This is a genomic window from Devosia salina, assembly GCF_019504385.1.
GTDB lineage: Bacteria > Pseudomonadota > Alphaproteobacteria > Rhizobiales > Devosiaceae > Devosia > Devosia salina.
Map to the genome: position 1 here is coordinate 110,787 of NZ_CP080590.1, position 23,099 is coordinate 133,885.

Below are 23,099 nucleotides of genomic sequence, written 5' to 3' on the forward strand. Positions count from 1 at the left end.
GCCGTCCGGATGAACCGGATTGCTCCCCCATCCGTATCTTCTCCCAAACAGTATGGGACCCAGACGATGTTTCACGCCACTTCAGGCTTTTCCGGTTCGCACTCCGCGCGGCAGCGTATCGCCGTGATCGGCAGTGGCGTATCCGGGCTCTCGGCCGCCTGGCTGCTCTCGCAATCCCATGATGTGGTGCTTTACGAGGCCGACAACCGCGCCGGTGGGCACGCGAACACCATCGATGTGCCCGGGACGGGTCCGGTGGATACCGGCTTCATCGTCTACAATGAGCAGAACTATCCCAATTTCACCGCCATGATGGACCATCTGGGCGTGCAGAGCATCAAGTCCCAGATGTCGTTCTCCGCCTCGCTCGATCAGGGCAGCTTCGAATATTGCGGCGAAGGTCTCGGCGGATTGCTGGCGCAAAAGCGCAATGCCTTCCGCCCCCGCTTCTGGGCCTTGCTGCGTGATCTGCTGCGCTTCTACCGTGAGGCGCCCGAGGTGCTCGACCGGCCGGACCTGCAGCAATTGACCCTTGATGAATATCTGCGCACGCAGCGCTACTCGCAGTCCTTCGTGGACGATCATCTTTTGCCGCTCGCGGCCGCCATCTGGTCGTCCTCGGCAAGTGATATCCGCTCTTATCCGCTGCTGGCCTTCGTCCGCTTCTTCCAGAGCCATAATCTCCTGCAGATCTGGGAGCGTCCGAACTGGCGCACCGTCAAGGGCGGCAGCCGCGCCTATGTCAACGCGCTGCTCGACCGGTTCCGGGGCGAACTGCGCCTTTCAACACCCGTTGCCACCATTCGACGCGACGCGACGGGCGTGACGGTGGTCGATGGTCGCGGCCATGGCGACCGTTTCGACCAGGTGCTCATCGCCAGCCACGCCGATCAGGCCCTGGGCATGCTCGAAGCGCCCTCGGCCAGTGAGCGCAGCCTGCTGGGTGCCTTCGGCTATACCGTGAACACGGCGGTGTTGCATGCCGATCTCCGGTTCATGCCGCGCCGCAAGCGCGTGTGGAGCTGCTGGAACTATATTGCCGTGGACCATGCGCAAAGTGCGCACCCGCTCTGTGTCAGCTACTGGATGAACCGGTTGCAGTCCCTCCCGGGGCGCAATCTGTTTGTCACCCTCAATCCGCCCGCCGACCCACGCGACGAGATCGCGCGGTTTGAATACACGCATCCCCTGTTCGACAGCCGCGCCATCCACGCCCAGGAGAATCTGTGGCAACTGCAGGGGCAGAACCGCACATGGTATGCCGGTGCCCATTTCGGCCGCGGTTTCCATGAAGATGGCCTGCAGTCTGGTCTGGCGGCGGCCGAGGCCATGGGTGCGCTGCCGCGCCCCTGGAGCGTGCCCAACCCCTCTGGGCGCATCACGCTCGCGCCGCCCGCGGCGGCGCTGGTGGCATGACCGCCAGCTCCGCCATCTATGTGGGCCATGTGGTGCATCAGCGGCACCGGCCGAAAAAGCACCACCTGCGTTACCGGGTGTTTTCCCTGCTGCTGGACCTCGACGAACTGCCGCGCCTCAATACGCTGAAATGGTTCGGGCACAATCGGCGCGCCCTGTTCTCGTTCCGCGACGGCGATCATGGCGACGGCCTGCCTCTGCGCGACTGGGTCACCCGCACATTGGCGGCGCGTGGGCTGCCCGCCCCCGAACGCATCCGCCTCCTGTGCTACCCGCGCATCCTGGGCTATGTGTTCAATCCGCTCACGGTCTGGTTCTGCGACGATGCCGCCGGGCAGCCTCTGGCGACCATCTACGAGGTGCACAACACCTTTGGCGAGCGCCACAGCTACGTCCTGCCCGCCGCCGAGGCCGAGCAGGCTGCTGACAAGGCGTTCTATGTCTCGCCCTTCATCGACATGGACTGCCGCTACGAGTTCCGCCTGACCCCACCCGGCGAAGGGGTGCGCATCGCCATCAACGAGACCCAGGATGGAGCCCCGTTGCTCTATGCGGCCTTTGCGGGGAAGGCGCGCCCGTTTTCCGACGCGACCCTGCTCAGGTTGTTCTTCACCCACCCGCTCATGACCTTCAAGGTCACCGCCGGCATCCATTGGGAGGCCTTGCGTCTCATCGCCAAAGGCATCCGCATCCGCTGGTACACGCAGAGGAACAAGCCGGTGCCAACACCGGCAACCGAGCCGGTTGAACGGCGCGGCTAGGGCGCTTTCAGCAAAAGTTGGACACCACTTCTACGCTTCGAAAGCGCGGCAAAACAAAGAGTTAGAGCGCCCGTTCTGAGTCAAACAGAACGGGAGTTCTAGCCTACCACTCGAAATCCGGCCCGTTCTCGCGGGCGCCCATCAGGAACACGTCGGCCATCAGCCGCAGCGGTGCGGCATCGACATCGCTCTGGTGCCTGTCGAGCAGGTCGGCAAAGCGGTCATAGATGCCGGCATATTCCGCGTCGCCGTGCTCCAGCACCACCTCCCCATTGATGCGCAGCGTGCGGCCGCCGCGCTCAAGCTTGAGGTCGTCGCCGGTACCGGTCACCACGTGGATGGTCCAGATCTCGCCGCTCTCTTCGAGCCAGTTGAAGCCGGACGACATCTGCGGCTGGTGCGGCTGGCCGGACTTGAACTTGACCTCGACATCCACTGGCGTCTGGCGATTGGCCGGAAAGGTCAGTTTCGCGCTTTCCACAAAGACCGGAAACGGCATGATCTTGGTGAAGATCGAATAGGCGTTGATACCGGGGTCGCACACCCCGAAGCCGCCAGGCTCCCACACCCAGTCCTGCCCGGGATGCCATTTGCGCACGCTTTCGCGCCAGTCGATGCGCACGGACTTGACGCCCTGGTCGGCAAGGATCGCCTTGGCGCGGTCGACGGCGGCATTGTACTGGCTGTGCCAGGTCTGGAACAGCACCCGGTCCAGCCGTGCAGCATGGGCAACGATGTCATCGAGTTCCGAGATCGTGGTGGTGGGCGGCTTTTCCATCATCACGTCCTTGCCGGCGTCCAGCGCCTCGCGCACCAATCCATGGCGTACGCCCGGTGGGGTGCAGATGGAAACCAGCCCCACCTCCGGCATCGCAGCGTAGAGTTCCGCTGCGGTGCGAAAGACCGGCGCATTGCCATGGCCAACCCCGCGCGAGGAGACGGTCGCCGCCAGCTCGAAATCTGCCGAGGCGTCGATCACCGGCAGGTGCTGGTCCACTGCGATCTTGCCTACGCCGATCACCGCGATTTTGCGCTTGGCCATGCCGGAACTCCGTGTCGAAAAAGCGCGGCTATAGAGCAGGTCTTGGCTGGTTCTGCCAAGGCCCCAAGACAACAAAAGTATGATTTTTATGCAGTGGGTGCCGGCGGCGGCGGTTCCCAGAGCTCGATCGGGTTGCCCTCCGGATCGTGGATGCGCGCGAATCGGCCCGTCTCGGGCGTGTCCCATTCGTCCGGGCGCGTCTCAACCGCTATGCCCGCAGAACTGAGCTGGGCGACCAGGGCGTCCAGGTCGTCGACCCGCAGGTTGATCATCCACTGCTTGTCCGCCGAGAAATAGTCGCTTTCGCGCTTGAATGGCGAAAACACCGTAAAGCCGGCCTGCTGCGTCCAGAATTCGGGGATGCCCAGATGCGTCTCGTACCAGCCCGCCAGCGCCTTGGTGTCGCCTGCCCGGAAGAAGATGCCGCCAATGCCCACCGCCCGTGCCATGCCTGCCTCCCTTGCATGCTTGCTCCCAGGAGAATGACACAGGCCCTTCAGGGGCCAAAGCCGAAATCAGCGGATGAGGATCGCCCGGAAGTCATTCACATTGGTTCCGGTCGGGCCGGTGACGAAGAGGTCGCCAATGGCCTCGAACGCCCCATAGGCATCATTATTGGCGAGGGCGGCCTGCGGATCGATCCCCGCCTCGCGCATGCGACGGGCCGTGGTGCCATCCACGAAAGCCCCCGCATTGTCTTCCGAGCCATCGATGCCATCGGTATCGCCGGCCAGCGCCGAGACACCCGCGACGCCATCCAGGGCAATGGCCAGCGAGAGCAGGAATTCGCCATTGCGCCCGCCGCGGCCCTTGCCGCGCAGCGTCACCGTCGTTTCCCCGCCCGAGAGCAGCACTACCGGTTTTCTGAACGGACGATTGCGCGTGGCAATTTCGCGCGCCAGGGCGGCATGCACCTGCGCAACGTCGCGCGCTTCCCCTTCGATGGAGTCTGAGAGAATCGCCGCCTCGATCCCCTCTTGCCGCGCCAGCTCGGCCGCAGCCTCCAGCGACAGCGCCGCCGAGGCAATGGTGGCAACGCTGTTGCGAGCAAATACGGGGTCGGATGGCTCGGGCGGCAGATTGGCATCGCTCGCGAGCAGCCGTGCCGCTCTCTCCGGCAGGTCGAGCCGATAAAGCGCCGCCAGGCGCCTCGCCTCGGTCCGTCCCCCGGCAAGGGGCAGGGTGGGGCCGGAGGCCACCAGCGCCGGGTCGTCGCCCGGCACGTCTGAAACCACAAGCGTCGCCACGCGCGCCGGAGCGGCAGCTGCGGCCAGTCGCCCACCCTTGATGGTCGAGAACTGGTTGCGGATGAGGTTCATCACCCCGATCGGTGCGCCCGAGGCCAGCAGCGCGCGGTTAATAGTCTGTTCATCATCGAGGTCCAGGCCCCGGGCCGGAGCCGGCAGCAGCGACGAGCCGCCCCCTGAAATCAGCGCCACCACCAGGTCGTCTTCGGTCAGGCCCGAGACCAGCTTCATCAGCCGCGCCGCCGCGTCCAGCCCCGCAGCATCCGGCACCGGATGGGCGGCTTCGACGATTTCTATGCGTTCGCAAGGTTCTGCATAGCCATAACGGGTGACAACAAGTCCCGATATCTCGCCCGGCCAGGCCTTCTCGAACGCCCGGGCCATCTGGGCTGAAGCCTTGCCGGCCCCGACAACAATGGTGCGCCCCCTGGGTGGCGCAGGCAGGTGCCGCTCGACCGCAAGGGCCGGTTGCGCTTGGGCGACGGCCTTGTGAAAAAGGCGCTCGAGCAGGGAACGGTCCATAGGCATAAATCTTTGTGCGCGAACGGAGGGAGACGCTTTGTCGCCAGCGCTCCAGCAATTGTCCAGCCCTTCGCGCTTGTCAAACCACTGCCACACAGGTCCATTAGCTCCCCCGTGAGGAGTTCGCATGCCGCAAAGATTCGCTATCTATTACGCCCCGGCCGTTACCGACGCCCTGTGGGACCGGGCCTCGGTTTGGCTGGGTCGCGACCCGGCATCGGGGCTTTCCTATGATGGCGCGGTGGCCGGCATCGAGCGTGATCGCCTGCTCAACCTCACCCAGTCTGCGGGGCGTTACGGCTTTCACGCCACCCTCAAGCCACCAATGGCGCTGGCGCCCGGATGCAGTCTCGATCAGTTGAGCGGGGCGCTCTCCGAACTGGCGGCAGGACTCGCGCCCTTGCCGCTGGGGCGCCTGCACATAGCCGACTTGGATGGTTTCCTGGCCCTGGTGCCGGTTGAGGGGGACAATTCCCAATTGCTCGATCTGGCGGCCCATGTTGTGGAGACGCTCGAGCCCTTTCGCGCGCCGATGACCCCTCGCGATCGTGCCGCCCGGGCCGCGCGCGGCCTGACGCCGCGCCAGGAGGAACTGCTCGATGCCTATGGCTACCCCTATGTGTTCGACGAGTTCCGCTTTCATATGACCCTGACGGATCGCCTCAATGAATATGACCGGGCCGATATGCTCTCGGCCGCTCGCACATGGTTCGGCCCCATACTGGAACAGCCGATCGTGCTGGACCGCCTGACGCTGTTCCAGGAAACAGAGAACAAGCTGCCCTTCCGGCGCATCGCCGAATATGGTCTGGGGGGCTAATCATGTCCGAAACCGTCTTCTCCAATGCCCGCATCGTGCTGCCTGACCAGGTCGTCGAGGGAAGCCTGGTGGTTCGCGCGGGCAGGATTGCGGGCATCGACGCCGGCGTAAGCCGGCAGGGCGAAGACCTGGGTGGCGATTATCTGATCCCGGGCCTGGTCGAGCTGCACACGGACCACCTGGAAAATCACTATCGGCCCAGACCTGGCGTCTTCTGGGATCCGCAGGCGGCGCTGCACGCGCATGATGTGCAGATTGCCGGATCGGGCATCACCACCGTCTTCGACGCGGTGCGCATCGGATCGGACATCGATCTGCCCGACATGCTGGCGCATGCGCGACAATTGGTCGATGCGGTGCGGACCGGCCGCGAGGGCAGCTGGCTGCGCGCCGAACACTTCATCCACCTGCGCTGCGAATTGCCGAGCCACGACGTCGTGGCTCACTTCGATGCCCTCGCCGACGACCCTTCGACCCGGCTGGCCTCGGTCATGGATCATACGCCCGGCCAACGCCAGTTCCGCTCGCTCGATGCCTATCGCAGCTTCTACGCACGGCAGATGGGAGGCACCGCCGAAGAGGCGCAAGCCTATCTCGACGCACGGCTGGCCGAACACGAGCGTTACTCTGCCAGCAACCGGCAGGCCATCGTCTCCCGTGCCCGACGCATGGGCATTGCGCTGGCCAGTCATGACGACGCCACGCTGGCTCATGTCGAGGAGGCAGAGGCCAACGGCGTCGCCATTGCCGAATTCCCCACCACGCTCGAGGCGGCGTCGGCGGCCAATGCTGCCGGACTGGCCATTCTCATGGGTGCACCCAATGTGGTGCGCGGCAAGTCCCATTCGGGCAATATCTCGGCCACGGATCTGGTCGCTGCGGGGCTGCTCGATATTCTCAGTTCCGACTATGTCCCGTTTGCGCTCCTGCAGGCGGCCTTCGTCCTGCCGAGCCGGGTGCCGGGCCTTGACCTGCCACGCGCGCTTGCTACCGTGACCGCCAATCCAGCGCGCGCGGGGGGATTCGACGATCGGGGCGAGATCGCACCGGGCAAGAGGGCCGATCTGGTGCGCGTTTCGGCGGATGGTCCGCTACCGGCTGTTCGGGGCGTGTGGCGAGAAGGGCGGCGAGTGAGTTGAACGAAAGGCCACCCGGAGTCCTGGTTCTGGTCGTCGGCCCCTCGGGGGTTGGCAAGGACACCCTGATCGGTGGGGCTCGGCAGGCGCTCGATGGCGATAAACGATTCAGTTTTGTGCGGCGACTGGTCACCCGCCCTGCCGATATTGATCTCGAAGATCATGTGAGCCTGGAGACGGAAGAATTCGTCCGGGCCGCGCAGGCCGGACGCTTTGCGCTCACCTGGCAGGCGCATGGCCTGGACTATGCCCTGCCCATAGGCGTCGATACCGATCTTGCGCTCGGAAGGGTTGTTGTCGCCAATATCTCCCGCCACGCCGTGCCCCAGGCGATCGCCAAATATCCGCTGTGCCGGGTGATCCAGATATCTGCCGAAATATCCCTGCGGGCCGAACGGCTGGCGCGGCGCGGCCGCGAGAACCGCGATCAGATTGTCGCCCGGCTGGCACGTGAGGGCGCTGCCCTGCCGGCTGACGTCGCCCCCATTGTCATCGACAATTCCAGCTCGGTGGGGATTGGCGTAACCGCCTTTGTTATGGCGCTGCGGCGCATTGCCGAGGATTGAACCCTTCTGCCCGGTACGCGTTGGTTTGGAACCAAATCAGCGTCAGGAGCGTCCAATTGTCCCGCAACAGCCTCTACGGCGTGATCGCCATTTTGGTCATCGCGCTGCTTGCCTTCGGCATCTACACCTATCAGCAGCAATCGCGGCCCGGAATTGAGGTGCGCGTGGATGAACAGGGGATTTCGATTGATGGAAATGGCTAGCGAACACCCGGATCCGCGCCGGCAGGCGATCGTCACTGCGCTCACAGCGGAACTGGAACGGCAGGCAGCGACGGGCGCTTCGCGTATAGACGTCGATGCGCTGGCCGAGGCGGTGGAGACTGCGCTTGACCCCGCGCCCCCGGCTTCGGAGGGCAGGCGACCATCCGAACTCAATGCCACCAATGATGATTGAAGCCCGCCGCTGGCGGACAGGAAAAAGCCGGTGGTCGTGCCACCGGCTTACTTATGCTGCCTCGCCGCCCTGGACGGCGCGGCTGACCGCCAGATGCGCGGTCTCTATCGAGGGGAAGTGCTGCCCGTCCATGGCAAAGGCGGGAAGCTTGACGGCCACGAACTTGTAGCCGTCCGCCGCCGGCACGACCACGCCCTGAGGCTCGCCGGCCACTTCAATAACGATTGGTCTGAGCCTCTCGGCCCGATTTAGACTGTTTTCCTGCATGGGTGGAATCTCCACTTGCGCGTCGGTCCGGCGCCGGCCCCTTCGAAAGGGAAGGGCGCCTGATGCTGACAACGCGGGTTCTATCGGTTTTGTGAGACGAAGGTGTGACGCCAGATCACATTCGTTTGGAGCGACAGGACCCTTGCCAGCGTTTGGCGGCATGCTTGCAGGTTACTACGGTCGAACACGTGGCATGGATAGTGAAGGTCGTCGATGTCGTCATCGTCATTCCTCTCCTTGCGAGTGTTGACCGGATTTGTCCCACGCCATTGCGGCGGGGCAATGGCAAGATAGGGGACGCATATCGGTTTTTCCAGTGCACCTTTATGCGTAGTGGCCGAAAATTGCAGAAAAGCGTGTTTCCAGCCTCCACGGCCACGAAATGTGGATATCATTGGTCATATTTCATGGCAAGCTTCGACTTGCGCCATCTCGCGCAATCTGGTGTTCTCCCCCGATCAAGCGTCCCCGCCAGGTGAGCGGCGGGTCTGAGGGGAACATAGGTGTCGCAGCACGAAACACCGCCCGCCACGCGCGGCAAGCGGGGCGTCAAGCCATCGGGGAAACCCACGCTGAAGACCATCGCGCAAATGACCGGCCTTGCGGTCACCACCATTTCACGCGCACTCAACAACGCACCCGAACTGGCGCAGGAAACGCGCGACCGCGTGCAAAAGATCGCCGCCGAGATCGGCTATATGCCGGACCGCGCCGCGCTGCGTCTCAAGACGGGCCGCACCAATGTGATTTCGCTGATCCTGGAGCCGGACGAGCAGATCTACGGCTTCGGCACCAGCCTGGTCACCGGCATCACCGAGGCGCTGCGCAGCACGGCCTTCCACCTCGTCATCACGCCGCTTTTCCGCAATGTGCAGCCCATCGAGCCGATCCAGCATATCGTGCGCAATCGCATGGCCGACGGGGTGATCTTTTCCAAGGCCGAAACCTTCGATGAGCGCATCCGCTTCCTCATCGACAATGACTTTCCATTCGTCAGCCATGGCCGCAGCCGCTGGCCCGAACCCCATCCCTTTGTCGACTTTGACAACGAGGCCTACGCCTATGGCGCCACGCGCCGGCTGGCCGAAAAGGGCTGTCGCAAGGTCTCGATCGTGTTGCCGGACAGCGCCCTGACCTATACCGAGCACCTCAAGGCCGGCATGGAACGGGCGGCGCGCGAGACCGGGATTGCTTTCGAATATGCCGCGGACGTCAATTTGGGTAGTCCCACCGACGCCATCCGCAACTACGTCATCAAGCGGTCCAAGCGCCCCGATGGCCCCGATGGCTATGTCTGCGCCTCTGAAGTCTCGGCCCTTGCTGTTATTGGCGGCCTGACGGATGCGGGTCTTGTGGTTGGAAAGACCGCCCATGTGGTCACCAAGCAGTCGTCCTCGATGTTCGCCCAGTTCCAGCCCGGCGCCGAGACCGTCCAGGAGGACTTTGTCGCGGCCGGACGCAATCTGGGTGCCATCCTGCTGCGTCGCATCGCCGGAGAAACCGAGGATCTCCAGGTTCTGGCGGAACCCAAATTCGACTGGAAAGACTGACCGGCATCACAGAGTGCCTCAGCCCTCCAGTTCTTCCCGGAGCATTTCCAGCTCCAGCCACTGCTCCTCTGCGGCGGTCTTTCGCGCCAGCGCCGCCTCGAGCGCCTTGGACTTGGCCGCAAAGCCATTGGGGTCGCGGCCATAGAGGTCGGGCGCTGCCAGCGCCGCGTTGAGCGTGGCGATCTCGGCGTCCAGCGTGTCGATCTCTTTGGGCAGCGTCTCCAGTGCGTGCTTCTCCTTGAAGCTCAGCTTGCGTTTGGCGGCCGGCGCTGACGTTACCGGCTTTGACTCCGCTTTGGGCTTGTCAGCCCTGGCTTTTTCCACCACGCGTGCGGCAACGCCGGCGCCGCGCTGCGCCACCATGTCCGAATAGCCCCCCGCATATTCGGTCCAGCGCCCGTCTCCCTCCGCCATGATCACCGAGGTGGCAACGCGGTCCAGGAAGTCGCGGTCATGGCTCACCACCACCACGGTGCCGGCATAGTCCGAGACCATTTCCTCAAGCAGGTCGAGCGTTTCGAGGTCGAGGTCGTTCGTGGGCTCGTCCAGCACCAGGAAGTTCGAGGGCAGAGCCAGGGCGCGGGCCAGCGCGACCCGCGCTCGTTCGCCACCGGAAAGCTTGCCGATCGGCGTGTTGGCCTGTTCGGGGGTGAACAGGAAATCCTTCATATAGCCCACCACATGCCTGGCCTCGCCATTGATGTGGATGGTGTCGCTGCCTCCACCGGTCAGAGCGTCCTTGAGCCGCGTTTCCGGATTGAGCCTCGCCCTGCCTTGGTCGAGCATGGCCAGTTCCAGCGCCGCGCCCAGCTTGATCGACCCGCTGTCGGGTTCGAGAAGGCCTGTCAGCATCTTGATCAGCGTCGTCTTGCCTGCCCCGTTGGGCCCGACAATGCCGACCCTGTCGCCGCGTAGCACGCGCGTGGAGAATTCCTTCACGATGGCGCGGGCACCAAAGCTCTTGGAGATGTTTTCCGCTTCGGCCACCAGCGCGCCCGAGGTCCGTCCCTCGCTCACCGCAATCGTCACCGCGCCAGTCACCTTGCGCTGCTCGCGCCGCTCCTGGCGCAAACCGGCAAGCCGCTCCAGCCGCCCCACATTGCGTTTGCGGCGCGCCGTTACGCCATAGCGCAGCCAGTGCTCTTCGCGCACGATCTGCCGGTCGAGCTTGTGCCGTTCCTTCTCCTCGAGTTCAAGCACCTCATCGCGCCAGCTCTCGAAGGAGGCAAACCCCTTCTCGATGCGCCGCGTCACGCCCCGGTCAAGCCAGACGGTCGACTGCGACAGATCCGACAGGAAACGCCGATCATGGCTGATCAGCACCATGGCCGAGCGCATCTGGCTCAGTTCGTCCTGCAGCCATTCGATCACCGGCAGGTCCAGGTGGTTGGTCGGCTCGTCGAGCAGCAACACATCCGGCTGCGGGGCCAGCACTCGCGCCAGGGCCGCCCGGCGGCCTTCGCCCCCCGACAGGGTGGCTGGGTCTTCGGCTCCTGTCAGGCCCAGAGCATTGAGCAGATATTGCGCACGATAAGGATCATCCCCCGGCGCGAGGCCCGCCTCGACATAGGCCAAAGTGGTTGCAAAGCCGGTGAGGTCAGGCTCCTGCGGCAGATAGCGAATGGTGGCGCTGGGCTCTGCAAATCGCTTGCCCCCATCGTGCTGGACAAGACCTGCAGCAATCTTGAGCAGGGTGGACTTGCCCGACCCATTGCGGCCGACCAGGGCGATGCGCTGGCCGGGAGACACGATCAGTTCCGCCGCCTCCAGCAACTGGGTGCCGCCAAAGGTGAGTTGAATGTCCTGCAGGGAAAGGAGAGGGGGTTGGGCCATGTTCTGTCCGGGGGGCGTCTGGCCCGGGATAGAGCATAGGGCCAGTGGGAGATCAATCGATCGGGAAAGGAAAAAGGCCGGTCAGGACGTTGAGGATCCTGACCGGCCCGGGGAGACGGTAGCAGCAAGCCCCGTCGCAGTCTGGCGCCCGGACCCACAGGCCCCAAGGGGTCACCGCGCCATGACTGCAATCAATCATGCATAAACATGATTGTCAAACTCATATTTGTATTGTTGGCCTCAGGCCGCGCTGACGGCCTCGCTGGCGGTCAGGCCAAGTCGATCGCGGATTGAGCGCTTTTTGCTCGCAAGATCGGCAATGGTGTGGCGGCTCAAGACCTCGAAGAACGCCCCCAGGGCCTCGCGCAGCGCGCCGTTGAGGTCGCATTCGCCGATCAGCGGGCAATCGGCACCGTCTTCAAAGCATTCGGCCAGCGCAAAATTCTCTTCGGTCAGCCGGATGGTGTCGAGCAGCGTAATGTCCTCTGGCGGCTTGCCCAGTTTGATGCCGCCATGACGTCCCCGTACGGTCTGCAGCAGCCCGGCCTCGACCAGCGGCTTGATCAGCTTGAACAGGAACAATTCGGAAATGCCATAAGCGCGCGCAATCTCGGCGACCCGGCTCAGCCCCGGCTCGTTGACGGCACAATAGACCAGTGTGCGGATGGCATAGTTGGATTGGCGGGTCAGTCTCACGGGAAACCTTTCTGCGGCCTCTGGCGGGGCGGACGAGGATGTCGAAACAGCTCATAACCGCACCCGCACCTTATAACCATTCTAAAAAATGTCAAATAATCTTGAAGCCTGCGATCATGTTTTTTGTGATCGCGCGCGGGACTGGACAGCGGATTTTGTTCCACCTATGAATTTAATTGGTGGAGGAGGTTGTTCAGTGGATCAAACTGTCACCAGAGCGGCGCTGAGTGAGCGCGCTGCCGATGCGACCGGCATGTCGCGCATTGACACTGCCCAGGTCGGCGAACGCATGTTCGAACTGATCGGTGAGGCCCTCAAGAGCGGCGAGACGGTCAAGCTGACAGGGTTTGGCACCCTTGAGGTGCGTTCCCGCGCCGAGCGGATCGGCCGCAATCCGCGCACCGGGGATCAGCACCGCATCGCCCCGCGCCAGACGGTGGTTCTCATTCCCAGCGCGCGGCTGCGCGAGGCGCTGGACGAGCTGGCTCAGAAGTAGCGCCTGAACAAGGGCAGTTCGGCTGCCCCGATGGCGGGTGCGAGCCCGCCCAACTGGCCAGGAACCACACGTGGTCCCGACAGATTGCGCCGCGGCAAGGCCTTGAGCTCGACATCGACCCGCTCCGACAACCGGATGGTGGTCTCTCGCGACAATATTGTGTCGACCACAACCAGCGGCTGCTCCAGCACGGTGGTGGTATTGTAGATCACCTGCGCCAGGGCGCGTGCGGCATTGCCGATCCATTGCTCTGCCTCGGGCGCCGGCACGGCCTGCTCCAGAGCTTTGCCGGGCACGTCCGCGGTGCAGTGCCCGGCTGCTTCGAGCTGGTTTCTCAACGCCCAGATCGAAGCCACACGATGGGCCACCTGTGGCGGCTGCCCGGGCAGGTCGATCAGTATCGAGCCGAGTTCGGCGGCATTGCCGGTTTGTCCTTCCCACAGGACCCCATCAACCACGATCCCGGCCGCAATGAAGTGAGAGACCAGGAGGTAGACGATGTTGGCCGGCCGCGGCGGCGCGATGGCGATGAGTTCGGCCCAGCACCCGGCATTGCCATCGTTGAACATGGTGACGTCGAGGCCTGTGCGCGCCTTGAGTGCCTGGACCGGGTCGTGGTTTCGCCACATCGAGATCTGTTCGTCCGGGGCGCCAAGCAGGTGCAGGCTCTCCGCCAGCGCACAGGGCATCGACAGGCCAAGGTCGAGCAGGCGCCCTTTCTGGGTCGGGGTCAGATCGGACGTGACATCCTTCACCAGGGCGCCGATGGTCTCGAAAATGGTTTTGGCGTCCGGATAATCGTGCTCTGCATGATGATGCCGCAAGACCCGGGCATGCATGCTCAGCAAGACCACGTCCAGATGGCGCCAGCCGATCTCGACGCCGATAGCCATGCCACCATCTTCGTTGAGCAGGATCGGCGTTGCCGGCTGGCCCCGGCGACCGCGCAGGACCGGACCGCGACTGATCAGGCCCTGACGCTCCAGGTCGATCAGAATGGCAGAGACCGTCTGCGGCGCCAGGCCGGAAATGCGTGCAATCTCGGCATTGGAGACGCCCGAATTGAACGCCACAACGGTCAGCACGGTCTTCTCATTGGCGCGCCGGACGCCATCATGGCGCAGCCCGCGGCGACCAGAGTCGAATACGTCCTTCGTCGGTTCACTGGTTTTGTGCATGGCCAAGCGCCCTGGCCTGCCGCACCAGTGGCGGGCGCAGGCGGATGAAAATGATTTGGTTCTTATCGCCGGGTCAGAAGGTGACCAGCAGCGTGGCAATCTCGAATGGCCGCAAAGACAACACCACAGCGTCGCCGTCAAGCGTCAGCGGCGCCTCTGCGTTCTCCTCCATCAGATTGACCTTCCGCACCGACTTGGGTGGCAGTCCGAAGCGCAAGGTGGTTTCGGCGCGGCGATTGGAATGCTCGAATACCCTCAGGACCAGCGCATCGGAGCGCTCGGCCTTCTTGACGGTCTCGATGCTGACATTGTCGACGTCCACGGCCGCGAGGCTGAAATGGGCAAGCTCTCCAGCCGTCGCCTCGCTGCGACGGGGGCTGCCGACCACCGCAACCGGATTGTTGAAACGCTCGGCAGCGCGATGCACCGCATGGAGATCGCCCAGACCGGCATGCACCAGCAGTCCGTACCTTAGGCGGTGCTCGCCGCGATCGGCCTCCGGGCTGGGATAGCTTGGGCCGCGCACCAGCGTCAGCCGCACTTTTTGCTCATGGGCGTCGTAGCCATATTTGCAGTCGTTGATGAGCGCCACGCCGAAATCGGCCTCGCTCATGTCGACCCAGCGATGCATCGAGGCCTCGAACCGGGCCCGGTCCCAACTCGTGTTGCGATGGGTGGGGCGCGTGACGTGGCCGAACTGGATTTCCGACCTTATGTCCGAAGCATTGAGGTCGAAGTCGAATTCGGCCTTCAGCACCTGAGCCCGCTCCTGCCAGTCAATAAAGGTGTCGAACTCCACCTGACGCGCGCCTTCGGCCAGGGAGATCACCTGCACGACACGCGATGCGCCATATCGACGTTCGACCCGGATCGCCGCGCGATGCGGGCCTTCCTCGACCACCGAGATGTCCGTGACGTCATCGAGCGCCCAGAACTGCTCTTCGAAATAGGCGTCGATGTCCCACGCATCATAGTCCATGGGCTTGTCTTCATAGGCGACAAGCCGGTTTGCGGCCTGGCCCGGCCGAAGCACCTCGCGGCCCGACGATTTGTCGAGCACCGAGACGACATGCCCGTTCTCATTAAGGCTGAGACGCAACAGGGCATTTTCAAGATGGTTCCTCGAGACCGACAGGGTCGACGTCACAGCCGATCCTGCCGTCACGATCTCTGCATCCGCCCAGCCGAGCGAGGGCAGGTCGGTTACCGGCGAGGCCAGCTCCGTGCTGCCATCGGCGCGCACCAGCCGCTGCAACGGCGCGATGCGGTCGCCCATGCGCAGCGCCCCGTCCGCGATGTCGGGCGCATCGTCCAGCCGGACAAGGTCACCGCGCGTCTGTGAAGTGAAGTTGAAAAGCCGGATTGTCCCGTCCGCCAGGGGCAGCAATGACCGCGCTGCGGCCTGCCAGGGGCCATTGGGCGAAGCATGCGATGAGAAAATGCGATCATAGTCCGCGTCGCTGTCGACATAGACTTCCGGGATGGAGGTTCCGGGGAGGATATCGTGGAACTGGTTGATCAGCACCAGTTCCCAGAACTCCGCCAGCGTCTCGGTGGGATAGGGCATACCCGCTTGCACCTGGGCGAGCGAGCCAAGCAGTTCGAGCTCGCGCAGCCGACGTTCGGCCAACCGGTTCTTGGCCTTGTTCTTGGCCCAGGTGGTCAGCGTTCCGCGGTGATATTGCAGGTAAAGCTCGCCGTTCCAGGTGGGAAAGCGCCCAGGATCCGCGTCCATGCGCTGGCCCAGCCGGTCGAGGAACGGCACGATGCCCTCGAGCTTCACTTTCGGCGCCCCGGGAATGCCGCGTTCGAGCCGGGTCCCGCGCGCAATCATCGCCCGCGTCGGGCCACCGCCGCCATCACCGTAGCCATAGGACATCACCACTTCCGAATTGGCCCGTTTCGGTTCGTAGCGCTTCCAGGCCCCCATGGTCTCACTGACCGACAGGTCGCCATTATAGGTCGTGAAAATGGCGTCGCTTTCGTAGTTCTGCGCCGTGATCAACTGTGCCTTGGTGACGCTGCCGTCGATACCGCGCCAGAAGAAGGTGTCATAGGGGTGCCGGTCGGTGTCGTTCCAGCTCAGCTTGGAGGTGACAAAATAGTCGAGCCCGGACTTGGCCATGATTTGCGGCAAATTGGCGGAATAGCCGAACGTGTCGGGCAGCCACACGGTACGGGGCGTGACCCCGAAATGCTCCTGATGAAAGCGCCGGCCGCGCATGATCTGGCGGACGAGGCTCTCCCCCGAGGCGATATTGACGTCCGGCTCCACCCACATGGCGCCTTCGATCTCGAACTGTCCCGATTTCACCCGTTCCAACAACCGTTCCCAGAGCTCGGGATAGTCCTGGCGCAGGAAATCGAACAACACCGACTGGTTGTACATGAAGATGAACTGCGGGAATTCCTCCATCAGCCGGAGCACAGTGGCGAAGCTGCGCGCGGTCTTGTCGCGCGTGTGGATGACCCGCCACAGCCAGCCGACATCGAGATGGGTGGAGCCGACGGCGGTGACTTGCGGCTGCACCTCGGTATCGGTCAGCGCATAAATCTGCGCGGCAATGGCCTCGGCCTCCGGCAGCGACGCCAGAAGCGCCTCGGTGTGATGGCCACGCCGGTCCAGCGCCCTTAGGGCCTGCTCCACGAGATCGAGAATGGCGTGGCGCCGCGCATCGTTCTGGTGCAGGCGCACGGCCACCTCAAGCGGGGTCATCAGGTCGTAGTAGAGGTTCTCGATCCGCGGATCACGGGTGAAGAAATCCACCCCAAATCCAACGAGCGGTCGGTCGAAGAAGGTGAAGGCATCGACCATCACCAGATGCCTGTTGCCGGGAATCGCCTCGGTTTCGATGACCAGTTCGGTGTGGTTGCCATCCAGGCCCTGGGCAATGCGTCCGTCCAGATAGATCAGGCATTGTGGATCGGTCGTGCCGGGGCGGTCCTGCCATTGGCTTGAGAAGCGCATGACAAAGGTCTTTCCACGGGCCGCCTCGGGTACCTCCACCTCGGCGGCAAACCAGCTGTGGTCCTGCTTTCTCGCCCAAACCGAATGCCCGTCGAAGCGTTCCCAACTCTTCCAGTCGGCGCCGATCGCGTCCTGCGCGCTCAGGCTCTCCCGCGCAATCCGCCAGCCGAAGGGGACATCGGCGATGGGCGTCCGGATCTTGCTCTCGAGATCGGCACACAGCCGGAACAGCTTGCCTTCCCGCTTGGTATCATCGACGCCGAGCGCCAGGCGGGTGCTGAGGGGGTTCGAATAGGCCATGCCGTGTCATCCTGGAATGGGCTCGGGCGAGCCGGTCAATGGCCAAGCTAGTGGGGTTCCTGCAACGTTGCAATAGATCGTTGCAATCCCGTCAATTTCGCCTGTTGCGAGCCCTGCGCTTCACGCTACAAGGGGGCATGGAGCAAGCGCATGCAGGATCGTGACGACCCGCCGGGGCGGCCAACGCTCAGGACGATTGCCGAGATGACCGGCCTGAGCCTGTCGACCGTGTCCCTGTCCTTGCGCGGGGGCGCCTCCCTCAAGCAGGAAACCCGTGATCGCGTGGCCGAGGCGGCGCGGCGTGTCGGCTATGTGCCGGACCGGGCCGGCGTCCGCCTGCGCACCGGCAAGACCAATGTCATCACGCTGGTGCTGCATGGCGGTGACGATTCCATCGACTTTGCCCGCCAGATGATCCAGGGCATTGGCAAGGCCCTTGCCGGCACGCAATACCACCTCAATGTAACGCCCGAATTCGGTGCCGACGGGGGCGTCGAAGCCGTGCGATACATTCTGGACAGCCGTGCCGCCGACGGCATCATCATCACCCACACCACGCCCGACGATCCACGCATTGAGGCGCTGGTGGCCGCGGATTTCCCCTTTGTCAGCCATGGGCGGACGGCCTTTCCTGCCCCCCACGCCTTCCATGACTTTCATTCGGAAGTCTTTGCCCGCCAGGCGCTGGATCGCCTGGCCGACAAGGGCTGCCGACGTGTCATGCTGTTCATCGGCAATCATCGCATCACCAATTTTGCCAATATCGCCACAGCCTTCCGGAACGCTGCCGCCCGGCGGGGCGTCGCGGCGGAAGTGCTCGAGGTGGGCGAAACCCGCTCGGCCCCCCACCAGGTGCGAGCGCTCGGAACCCAGCTGGCCAATCGACCCGACCGCCCCGACGGGATCATCACCGACAACGAGATCCGCACCATTGCCCTGCTCGCGGGCATGCAGGCTGCGGGCGTCACCCCGGGGCGTGGGGTGGAACTGATCTACAAGCAGACCTCGGGAATCTTGCCCACCTTCTTCCCCGATCTCGATTCCATCGAGGAAGACGTTACCGCTTCGGGCGTCGAACTGACTCGACTGCTTCTGCGCCGCATCGAGGGCGAAGCCCCCGAAAAGCTGCAGACGTTGGCCGAACCTGTCCTGCACTGGCGCAGCGGCACGCCGGGCTGAGTGCTACTTGCCGCTCTCGGTGAGCAGCTTCTCCGCCTCTTCTCCAAGCGTCAGCCGCACCCCCCGAGCCAGGCCCTTGACCTGTTCCACCGAGGTCGCCGAGGCGATCGGCGCACTGACACCCTTCTGGGCCACCAGCCAGGCCAGCGCGACCTCGGCCGGTGTCGCATCCATTTCGGCGGCAACCTGATCGAGCGCCCCGAGAATGCTCAATCCCCTGGCATTGAGATATTGTCCGGCGCCGCCACCGCGCGGCGACTGGCCGAGATCATCCTGGCTGCGATATTTGCCGGTCAGGAACCCCGAGGCCAGGCTGTAATAGACGATCGAGCCGACCTCATTGCCGATCAGATAGGGGCGGAGGGCATCGAATTCGGCCCGGTCATAGAGATTGTAGCGGGGCTGGGTGACCTCGTAGCGCTGCAGTGACTTGACGATGGCGGTCTGCTGGGCCTCCGCCATCATCTGGGCGCTGTAGTTCGAGGCCCCGATGGTCCGCACCTTGCCCGCGCGGATCAGCACGTCATAGGCCTCCAGCGTCTCTTCATGGCTGGCCTCGGCATCGGGCCAATGGCTGAAATAGAGGTCGACATAGTCGGTCTGCAGCCGGGAGAGCGAAGCCTCGATACTGGACTTTATGGCCTCGGCCTTGAGGCCGCCCGGCTTCTTGCCCGAATTGACCTTTGTGAAGATGTGCACCTTGTCGCGATTGCCGCGCGCCTTGAGCCACTTGCCGATAATGGTCTCGCTCATCCCCGGCGGATTGCCGGCCACCCAGTTGGGATAGCCTTCGGCCGTATCGATGGCGGAAAAGCCCGCCTCGACATAGGCGTCGAGAATGTCGAAGCCGCGCGCTTCGTCCACCGTCCAGCCGAAGACATTGCCGCCCAGCACCAGGGGTTCGATCACCAGTTCGCTACGGCCAAGGGGGCGACGATTCATTGCATTTCTCCATTCTTTGTCTCAGGCCCAACGTCCGGATCACCATTTCGTTCGGCAGGCGGGGTGCGCGGCGCGCACCAGTAGAGGGCCTCTTCGATGGCCCGGAACGAGCCCGTAAGGTCAATGTAGGCAAAGCCGCTGCCCGTGTCCGCCATATGCCTGAGATAGGCAAAGGTGCCATGCCGCAGCCCGTCCAGCAGCCAGCCATCGGCATCGTCGACCCGTCCGTGATAAGGAGCCGCGTCGGGCAGCACTTCGACCTGGCGGGTCTCGCGATCCAGTGTCATCTCCCAGGCGCCCAGTCCGCCCTGAGGCCGGCTGGTATAGAGGTGCACGCCGGTCGTGAAGTCGTCCTCGCACCGCACCACCAGGCAGGTGAAAGTCTCTGCATCCGATCCGCGCGCGCAGCCCATGCTGGCCCGGTCACCCTCCCCGGGCTGGGGCGAATAATGCCAGCCCACCTGCTGCCCGGCGACCGGCATGCCACTCAGCAGGAGGGCGGAAGCGATCAGCGCTGCGGTTCGATGAGGTCCCATTTGTTCCCGTAGAGATCGGCGAAGACGGCGACCGTGCCATAGGGTTCGTGTCGCGGTGCTTCCAGGAACCGGATCCCGTTGGCCTGCATGCGCGCATGGTCGCGGGCAAAGTCGTCGGTTTCGAGAAACAGCATGACCCGGCCGCCGGCCTGCCGGCCGACCACCGCTTCCTGCTCCGGCCCATCGGCCCGCGCCAACAGCAGGCGTGCGCCTGCCGCGCCCGGTGGGCTCATGAGCACCCAGCGCTTTTTCGGCGCCAGCGGCGTGTCCTCGATGAGCCGGAAGCCCACCTTGTCCCGATAGAAGGCGATGGCCTCGTCATAGTCCGAGACGACAAGCGCAATGGTGGCGATGGCCTGGTTCATGCGCCATGTGTGGTGCGGTCCCCCTGACGGGTCAAGGGGGAGCAGGAGAGCGGCCGAACGCTTCTTCCCCAATCCGTCCAATTCTGTGGATTGGGCTTTTGGCCGTCATATGATTGACCAAATGGTCAACTCTCCCCATTGCGCTCCCTCAATTTCTAGGCTTTGGTAGCATCCAAGCCTCGGCAGGCAAGCCGGGTGCGCAAAAAAATGTCTCGGGAGACACAAATCATGAAATTGATGAAAACCCTCATGGCGGCGACCGCCATGCTGGCCTTGGCCGCTGGTGCAGCGCAGGCCAAGACCCTTGTCTATTGCTCGGAAGGCTCGCCCGAAGGCTTCGACCCGGCGCCCTATACCGCCGGCACCACCTTCGACGCCTCCAGCCGTCCGATCTACAATCGCCTGGTGCAGTTCACCAAGGGCGCCTCGACCACCGAGCCCGGCCTGGCCGAGAGCTATGACGTGTCCGACGATGGCCTGGAATACACCTTCCACCTGCGTCAGGGCGTCAAGTTCCACACCACCGAATATTTCACCCCGACCCGCGACTTCAACGCCGACGACGTGCTGTTCTCGTTCGAGCGCCAGTTGAAGGATGATCACCCCTGGCATGCCTATTCGGCCGGCATCACCTGGGAATATTTCAACTCCATGTCGATGGGCGAACTGATCAAGTCGATCGAAAAGGTCGATGACTACACCGTCAAGTTCACCCTCACCCGTCCCGAAGCGCCCTTCATTGCCAACCTGGCGATGGACTTTGCCTCGATCCTGTCGGCTGAATATGCCGCCCAGCTCGAAGCTTCGGGCACCATGGATATGCTGAACCAACAGCCGATCGGCACCGGCCCGTTCCAGTTCGTCAACTACCAGCAGGACGCGGCCATTCGCTACGCCTCGTTCGATGACTACTGGGGTGGCGTGCAGCCGATCGACGACCTGGTCTTTGCCATCACCACCGATCCGGCGGTGCGTCTGCAGAAGCTGCAGGCCGGCGAATGCCACATCATGCCCTATCCGAACCCGGCCGACCTTGAAGTCATCAAGGCCGATCCGAACCTGATGATGATGGAGCAGGAAGGCCTCAACGTCGGCTACCTGGCCTACAATACCCAGCAGGCGCCTTTCGATGATGCCCGCGTCCGCAAGGCGCTGAACATGGCCATCGACAAGCAGGCCATCATCGACGCGGTCTTCGAGGGCAATGCCCAGATCGCCAAGAACCCGATCCCGCCCACCATGTGGTCCTATAACGACGCGGTCGAAGACGATGCCTATGATCCGGAAGCCGCCAAGGCGCTTCTGGCCGAGGCCGGCGTCGAGAACCTCTCGATGAAGGTCTGGGCAATGCCGGTGTCGCGTCCCTACAACCCCGACGCCCGCCGCATGGCCGAACTCATCCAGGCCGACTTCGCCGAAGTGGGCGTGAATGTCGAGATCGTCTCGATGGAATGGGCCGAGTACCTGGCTCAGTCCTCCGCCGTGGACCGTGATGGTGCCGTGCTGCTCGGCTGGACCGGCGACAATGGCGACCCGGACAACTTCCTGGCCGTTCTGCTCGGCTGCGATGCTGTCGGCAGCGCCAACCGCGCCCAGTGGTGCAATGAGGAATTCGACTCCCTCATCCAGCAGGCCAAGGTCATCTCCGACCAAGCCGAACGCGCCAAGCTCTATGAAGAGGCTCAGGTCGTGTTCAAGCGCGAAGCCCCCTGGGCGACCATTGCGCACTCGCTGGTCTTCATGCCGATGAGCACGAAGGTCACCGGCTACGTCATGGACCCCAAGGGCACGCACGCCTTCGACGGCGTCGATATCGCCGAGTAACGGGACTAAGACCGGGGGCGGCGCTGCTGCCCCCGGCATCCCTGATAAGACATGATCCGCTTCATCTTCAATCGCCTGCTGCTGATCGTACCGACCTTCATCGGTATCACGATCGTGGCCTTCGCCTTCGTCCGCATCCTGCCGGGCGATCCCATCCTGCTGATCGCCGGTGAGCGCAGCGTCACGCCCGAGCGCTACCAGCAGCTCATCGTCCAGTTCGGCTATGACCGACCCATCTGGATACAATACTGGGATTATCTCGCCGGCATCTTCCAGGGCGATTTCGGCACCTCGATTTCCACCAAGCGTCCGGTGATCCGCGATTTCCTCACCCTGTTCCCGGCAACGGTTGAACTGTCGCTCTGCGCCACGCTCTTTGCCGTCATCCTGGGCATTCCCGCCGGTGTCGTCGCCGCCGTCAAGCGCGGTTCCTGGTACGACCAGACGCTGATGGGCACCGCCCTTGTCGGCTATTCCATGCCCATCTTCTGGCTTGGCCTGCTGCTGATCATCTTCTTCTCCGGAATTCTGGGATGGACCCCGGTTTCTGGCCGGATCGACCTCCTCTATTTCTTCCCGGCAGTCACCGGCTTCATGACCATCGACTCGCTGCTCTCGGGACAGGACGGGGCCTTTGTCTCGGCCCTGCGCCATCTCATCCTGCCCACCATCACCCTGGGCACCATCCCCTTGGCGGTGATCGCCCGCCAGACGCGTTCTGCCATGCTCGAAGTGCTGGGCGATGACTATGTGCGCACCGCTCGTGCCAAGGGCCTGTCGCCGCAACAGGTGGTCGGCCAGCATGCGCTGCGCAACGCCCTGATCCCGGTGGTTACCACCATCGGCCTGCAGGTGGGCGTGATGATGGGCGGCGCCATCCTGACCGAAACGATCTTTTCCTGGCCAGGCGTCGGCAAATGGATGATCGACGCCATCTCGCGTCGAGACTATCCGGTCGTGCAGGCGGGCCTGCTGCTGATCGCCCTGATCGTCATGGGGGTCAATCTCATCGTCGATGTGCTCTACGGGCTCATCAATCCCCGTATTCGGCACCGCTAG

23 protein-coding genes are annotated in these 23,099 nt (G+C 63.7%); 12 read left to right on the top strand and 11 right to left on the bottom strand.

Translation table 11 applies throughout. From position 1 onward, the window contains the following. Nucleotides 1-66: 66 nt before the first annotated feature. Nucleotides 67-1,416 carry an NAD(P)/FAD-dependent oxidoreductase gene (locus K1X15_RS00610; protein WP_220305605.1) on the top strand — a complete coding sequence of 450 codons (1,350 nt, stop codon included), beginning with the start codon at nucleotides 67-69 and terminating at the stop codon, nucleotides 1,414-1,416. Beyond that, nucleotides 1,413-2,177 carry a DUF1365 domain-containing protein gene (locus K1X15_RS00615; protein ID WP_220305606.1) on the top strand — a complete coding sequence of 255 codons (765 nt, stop codon included), beginning with the start codon at nucleotides 1,413-1,415 and terminating at the stop codon, nucleotides 2,175-2,177. Before K1X15_RS00610 ends, K1X15_RS00615 begins: the two co-directional genes overlap by 4 nt. 103 nt (nucleotides 2,178-2,280) lie before the next feature. On the opposite strand, the gene K1X15_RS00620 is transcribed toward K1X15_RS00615, so the two are convergent. The 3 genes from K1X15_RS00620 to K1X15_RS00630 form a co-directional block, all read right to left on the bottom strand. Then, the gene (locus K1X15_RS00620) at nucleotides 2,281-3,219 is read right to left on the bottom strand and encodes a Gfo/Idh/MocA family protein (protein ID WP_220305607.1); all 939 of its coding nucleotides are present in this window, start codon (nucleotides 3,217-3,219) and stop codon (nucleotides 2,281-2,283) included. 86 nt (nucleotides 3,220-3,305) lie between these two features. Further along, nucleotides 3,306-3,668, bottom strand: a complete 363-nt coding sequence (locus tag K1X15_RS00625; protein WP_220305608.1) for a VOC family protein — start codon at nucleotides 3,666-3,668, stop codon at nucleotides 3,306-3,308. Nucleotides 3,669-3,734: 66 nt separating this feature from the next. Next, a complete protein-coding gene (locus K1X15_RS00630; RefSeq protein ID WP_420828358.1) occupies nucleotides 3,735-4,988 on the bottom strand; it encodes a glycerate kinase type-2 family protein in 1,254 nt (417 codons plus the stop codon). A gap of 127 nt (nucleotides 4,989-5,115) precedes the next feature. Between K1X15_RS00630 and K1X15_RS00635 the strand changes: the two genes are divergently transcribed. Genes K1X15_RS00635 through K1X15_RS00655 form a run of 5 tightly spaced genes read left to right on the top strand, consistent with a single transcriptional unit; the run spans nucleotide 5,116 to nucleotide 7,906 of the window. Then, nucleotides 5,116-5,808: a DUF1045 domain-containing protein gene (locus K1X15_RS00635; RefSeq protein WP_220305610.1), complete on the top strand. Its 693-nt coding sequence runs from the start codon at nucleotides 5,116-5,118 to the stop codon at nucleotides 5,806-5,808. Beyond that, nucleotides 5,808-6,947 (top strand): alpha-D-ribose 1-methylphosphonate 5-triphosphate diphosphatase, encoded by a 1,140-nt coding sequence (locus K1X15_RS00640; RefSeq protein ID WP_220307365.1) that lies wholly within the window; start codon nucleotides 5,808-5,810, stop codon nucleotides 6,945-6,947. Before K1X15_RS00635 ends, K1X15_RS00640 begins: the two co-directional genes overlap by 1 nt. Beyond that, entirely contained in the window at nucleotides 6,944-7,510 is a 567-nt protein-coding gene (gene phnN / locus K1X15_RS00645) for a phosphonate metabolism protein/1,5-bisphosphokinase (PRPP-forming) PhnN (protein ID WP_220305611.1), read from the top strand. The genes K1X15_RS00640 and phnN overlap by 4 nt, the downstream gene beginning before the upstream one ends. A gap of 56 nt (nucleotides 7,511-7,566) precedes the next feature. After that, a complete protein-coding gene (locus tag K1X15_RS00650; RefSeq protein ID WP_220305612.1) occupies nucleotides 7,567-7,713 on the top strand; it encodes a hypothetical protein in 147 nt (48 codons plus the stop codon). Further along, nucleotides 7,706-7,906 carry a hypothetical protein gene (locus K1X15_RS00655; protein ID WP_220305613.1) on the top strand — a complete coding sequence of 67 codons (201 nt, stop codon included), beginning with the start codon at nucleotides 7,706-7,708 and terminating at the stop codon, nucleotides 7,904-7,906. Before K1X15_RS00650 ends, K1X15_RS00655 begins: the two co-directional genes overlap by 8 nt. 51 nt (nucleotides 7,907-7,957) lie before the next feature. Here the strand turns inward: K1X15_RS00655 and K1X15_RS00660 are convergent, their stop codons facing one another. Then, entirely contained in the window at nucleotides 7,958-8,173 is a 216-nt protein-coding gene (locus K1X15_RS00660) for a hypothetical protein (RefSeq protein ID WP_220305614.1), read from the bottom strand. A gap of 503 nt (nucleotides 8,174-8,676) precedes the next feature. Between K1X15_RS00660 and K1X15_RS00665 the strand changes: the two genes are divergently transcribed. Beyond that, nucleotides 8,677-9,723: a LacI family transcriptional regulator gene (locus K1X15_RS00665; RefSeq protein ID WP_240549605.1), complete on the top strand. Its 1,047-nt coding sequence runs from the start codon at nucleotides 8,677-8,679 to the stop codon at nucleotides 9,721-9,723. An 18-nt stretch (nucleotides 9,724-9,741) separates the two neighbouring features. Here the strand turns inward: K1X15_RS00665 and K1X15_RS00670 are convergent, their stop codons facing one another. Continuing rightward, nucleotides 9,742-11,556 (bottom strand): ABC-F family ATP-binding cassette domain-containing protein, encoded by a 1,815-nt coding sequence (locus K1X15_RS00670; protein WP_220305615.1) that lies wholly within the window; start codon nucleotides 11,554-11,556, stop codon nucleotides 9,742-9,744. Nucleotides 11,557-11,796: 240 nt separating this feature from the next. Further along, complete coding sequence (gene rirA, locus K1X15_RS00675; protein WP_220305616.1) at nucleotides 11,797-12,252, bottom strand: iron-responsive transcriptional regulator RirA; 456 nt, start codon at nucleotides 12,250-12,252, stop codon at nucleotides 11,797-11,799. 196 nt (nucleotides 12,253-12,448) lie between these two features. Here rirA and K1X15_RS00680 point away from each other — a divergent pair, with 196 nt between their 5' ends. After that, nucleotides 12,449-12,748, top strand: coding sequence for an HU family DNA-binding protein (locus K1X15_RS00680; protein WP_220305617.1), 300 nt, complete (start codon nucleotides 12,449-12,451; stop codon nucleotides 12,746-12,748). Here K1X15_RS00680 and K1X15_RS00685 read toward each other — a convergent pair. Together K1X15_RS00685 and K1X15_RS00690 are read right to left on the bottom strand one after the other, a co-directional pair. After that, nucleotides 12,739-13,926 (bottom strand): ROK family transcriptional regulator, encoded by a 1,188-nt coding sequence (locus K1X15_RS00685; protein ID WP_220305618.1) that lies wholly within the window; start codon nucleotides 13,924-13,926, stop codon nucleotides 12,739-12,741. The two genes, K1X15_RS00680 and K1X15_RS00685, sit on opposite strands and share 10 nt — an antisense overlap. A gap of 73 nt (nucleotides 13,927-13,999) precedes the next feature. Then, a complete protein-coding gene (locus tag K1X15_RS00690; RefSeq protein ID WP_220305619.1) occupies nucleotides 14,000-17,194 on the bottom strand; it encodes an alpha-mannosidase in 3,195 nt (1,064 codons plus the stop codon). Nucleotides 17,195-17,344: 150 nt separating this feature from the next. Between K1X15_RS00690 and K1X15_RS00695 the strand changes: the two genes are divergently transcribed. After that, on the top strand, nucleotides 17,345-18,373 hold the full coding sequence (locus K1X15_RS00695; protein WP_220305620.1) for a LacI family transcriptional regulator: 1,029 nt from the start codon (nucleotides 17,345-17,347) through the stop codon (nucleotides 18,371-18,373). Between the two features lie 3 nt (nucleotides 18,374-18,376). Here the strand turns inward: K1X15_RS00695 and K1X15_RS00700 are convergent, their stop codons facing one another. From K1X15_RS00700 to K1X15_RS00710, 3 genes are read right to left on the bottom strand one after another with little or no spacing between them, the layout of a single operon-like run. Then, the gene (locus K1X15_RS00700) at nucleotides 18,377-19,315 is read right to left on the bottom strand and encodes an aldo/keto reductase (protein ID WP_220305621.1); all 939 of its coding nucleotides are present in this window, start codon (nucleotides 19,313-19,315) and stop codon (nucleotides 18,377-18,379) included. Next, nucleotides 19,312-19,851 carry a hypothetical protein gene (locus K1X15_RS00705; RefSeq protein ID WP_220305622.1) on the bottom strand — a complete coding sequence of 180 codons (540 nt, stop codon included), beginning with the start codon at nucleotides 19,849-19,851 and terminating at the stop codon, nucleotides 19,312-19,314. The genes K1X15_RS00700 and K1X15_RS00705 overlap by 4 nt, the downstream gene beginning before the upstream one ends. Continuing rightward, nucleotides 19,824-20,216, bottom strand: a complete 393-nt coding sequence (locus K1X15_RS00710; protein ID WP_220305623.1) for a VOC family protein — start codon at nucleotides 20,214-20,216, stop codon at nucleotides 19,824-19,826. Before K1X15_RS00710 ends, K1X15_RS00705 begins: the two co-directional genes overlap by 28 nt. Before the next feature lie 228 nt (nucleotides 20,217-20,444). Here K1X15_RS00710 and K1X15_RS00715 point away from each other — a divergent pair, with 228 nt between their 5' ends. Continuing rightward, on the top strand, nucleotides 20,445-22,040 hold the full coding sequence (locus tag K1X15_RS00715) for an ABC transporter substrate-binding protein (RefSeq protein WP_220305624.1): 1,596 nt from the start codon (nucleotides 20,445-20,447) through the stop codon (nucleotides 22,038-22,040). 51 nt (nucleotides 22,041-22,091) lie between these two features. Next, a complete protein-coding gene (locus K1X15_RS00720) occupies nucleotides 22,092-23,099 on the top strand; it encodes an ABC transporter permease subunit (RefSeq protein ID WP_220305625.1) in 1,008 nt (335 codons plus the stop codon).

What these genes read in the sequence shown, in the direction of transcription:
- K1X15_RS00710 (WP_220305623.1), bottom strand. Translation starts at nt 20,216, where the DNA reads ATGAACCAGGCCATCGCCACCATTGCGCTTGTCGTCTCGGACTATGAC.
- K1X15_RS00655 (WP_220305613.1), top strand. Translation starts at nt 7,706, where the DNA reads ATGGCTAGCGAACACCCGGATCCGCGCCGGCAGGCGATCGTCACTGCG.
- K1X15_RS00670 (WP_220305615.1), bottom strand. Translation starts at nt 11,556, where the DNA reads ATGGCCCAACCCCCTCTCCTTTCCCTGCAGGACATTCAACTCACCTTT.
- K1X15_RS00635 (WP_220305610.1), top strand. Translation starts at nt 5,116, where the DNA reads ATGCCGCAAAGATTCGCTATCTATTACGCCCCGGCCGTTACCGACGCC.
- K1X15_RS00700 (WP_220305621.1), bottom strand. Translation starts at nt 19,315, where the DNA reads ATGAATCGTCGCCCCCTTGGCCGTAGCGAACTGGTGATCGAACCCCTG.
- K1X15_RS00715 (WP_220305624.1), top strand. Translation starts at nt 20,445, where the DNA reads ATGAAATTGATGAAAACCCTCATGGCGGCGACCGCCATGCTGGCCTTG.
- K1X15_RS00620 (WP_220305607.1), bottom strand. Translation starts at nt 3,219, where the DNA reads ATGGCCAAGCGCAAAATCGCGGTGATCGGCGTAGGCAAGATCGCAGTG.
- K1X15_RS00660 (WP_220305614.1), bottom strand. Translation starts at nt 8,173, where the DNA reads ATGCAGGAAAACAGTCTAAATCGGGCCGAGAGGCTCAGACCAATCGTT.
- K1X15_RS00695 (WP_220305620.1), top strand. Translation starts at nt 17,345, where the DNA reads ATGCAGGATCGTGACGACCCGCCGGGGCGGCCAACGCTCAGGACGATT.
- K1X15_RS00685 (WP_220305618.1), bottom strand. Translation starts at nt 13,926, where the DNA reads ATGCACAAAACCAGTGAACCGACGAAGGACGTATTCGACTCTGGTCGC.
- K1X15_RS00630 (WP_420828358.1), bottom strand. Translation starts at nt 4,988, where the DNA reads ATGGACCGTTCCCTGCTCGAGCGCCTTTTTCACAAGGCCGTCGCCCAA.
- K1X15_RS00720 (WP_220305625.1), top strand. Translation starts at nt 22,092, where the DNA reads ATGATCCGCTTCATCTTCAATCGCCTGCTGCTGATCGTACCGACCTTC.
- K1X15_RS00625 (WP_220305608.1), bottom strand. Translation starts at nt 3,668, where the DNA reads ATGGCACGGGCGGTGGGCATTGGCGGCATCTTCTTCCGGGCAGGCGAC.
- K1X15_RS00615 (WP_220305606.1), top strand. Translation starts at nt 1,413, where the DNA reads ATGACCGCCAGCTCCGCCATCTATGTGGGCCATGTGGTGCATCAGCGG.
- K1X15_RS00690 (WP_220305619.1), bottom strand. Translation starts at nt 17,194, where the DNA reads ATGGCCTATTCGAACCCCCTCAGCACCCGCCTGGCGCTCGGCGTCGAT.
- K1X15_RS00610 (WP_220305605.1), top strand. Translation starts at nt 67, where the DNA reads ATGTTTCACGCCACTTCAGGCTTTTCCGGTTCGCACTCCGCGCGGCAG.
- K1X15_RS00705 (WP_220305622.1), bottom strand. Translation starts at nt 19,851, where the DNA reads ATGGGACCTCATCGAACCGCAGCGCTGATCGCTTCCGCCCTCCTGCTG.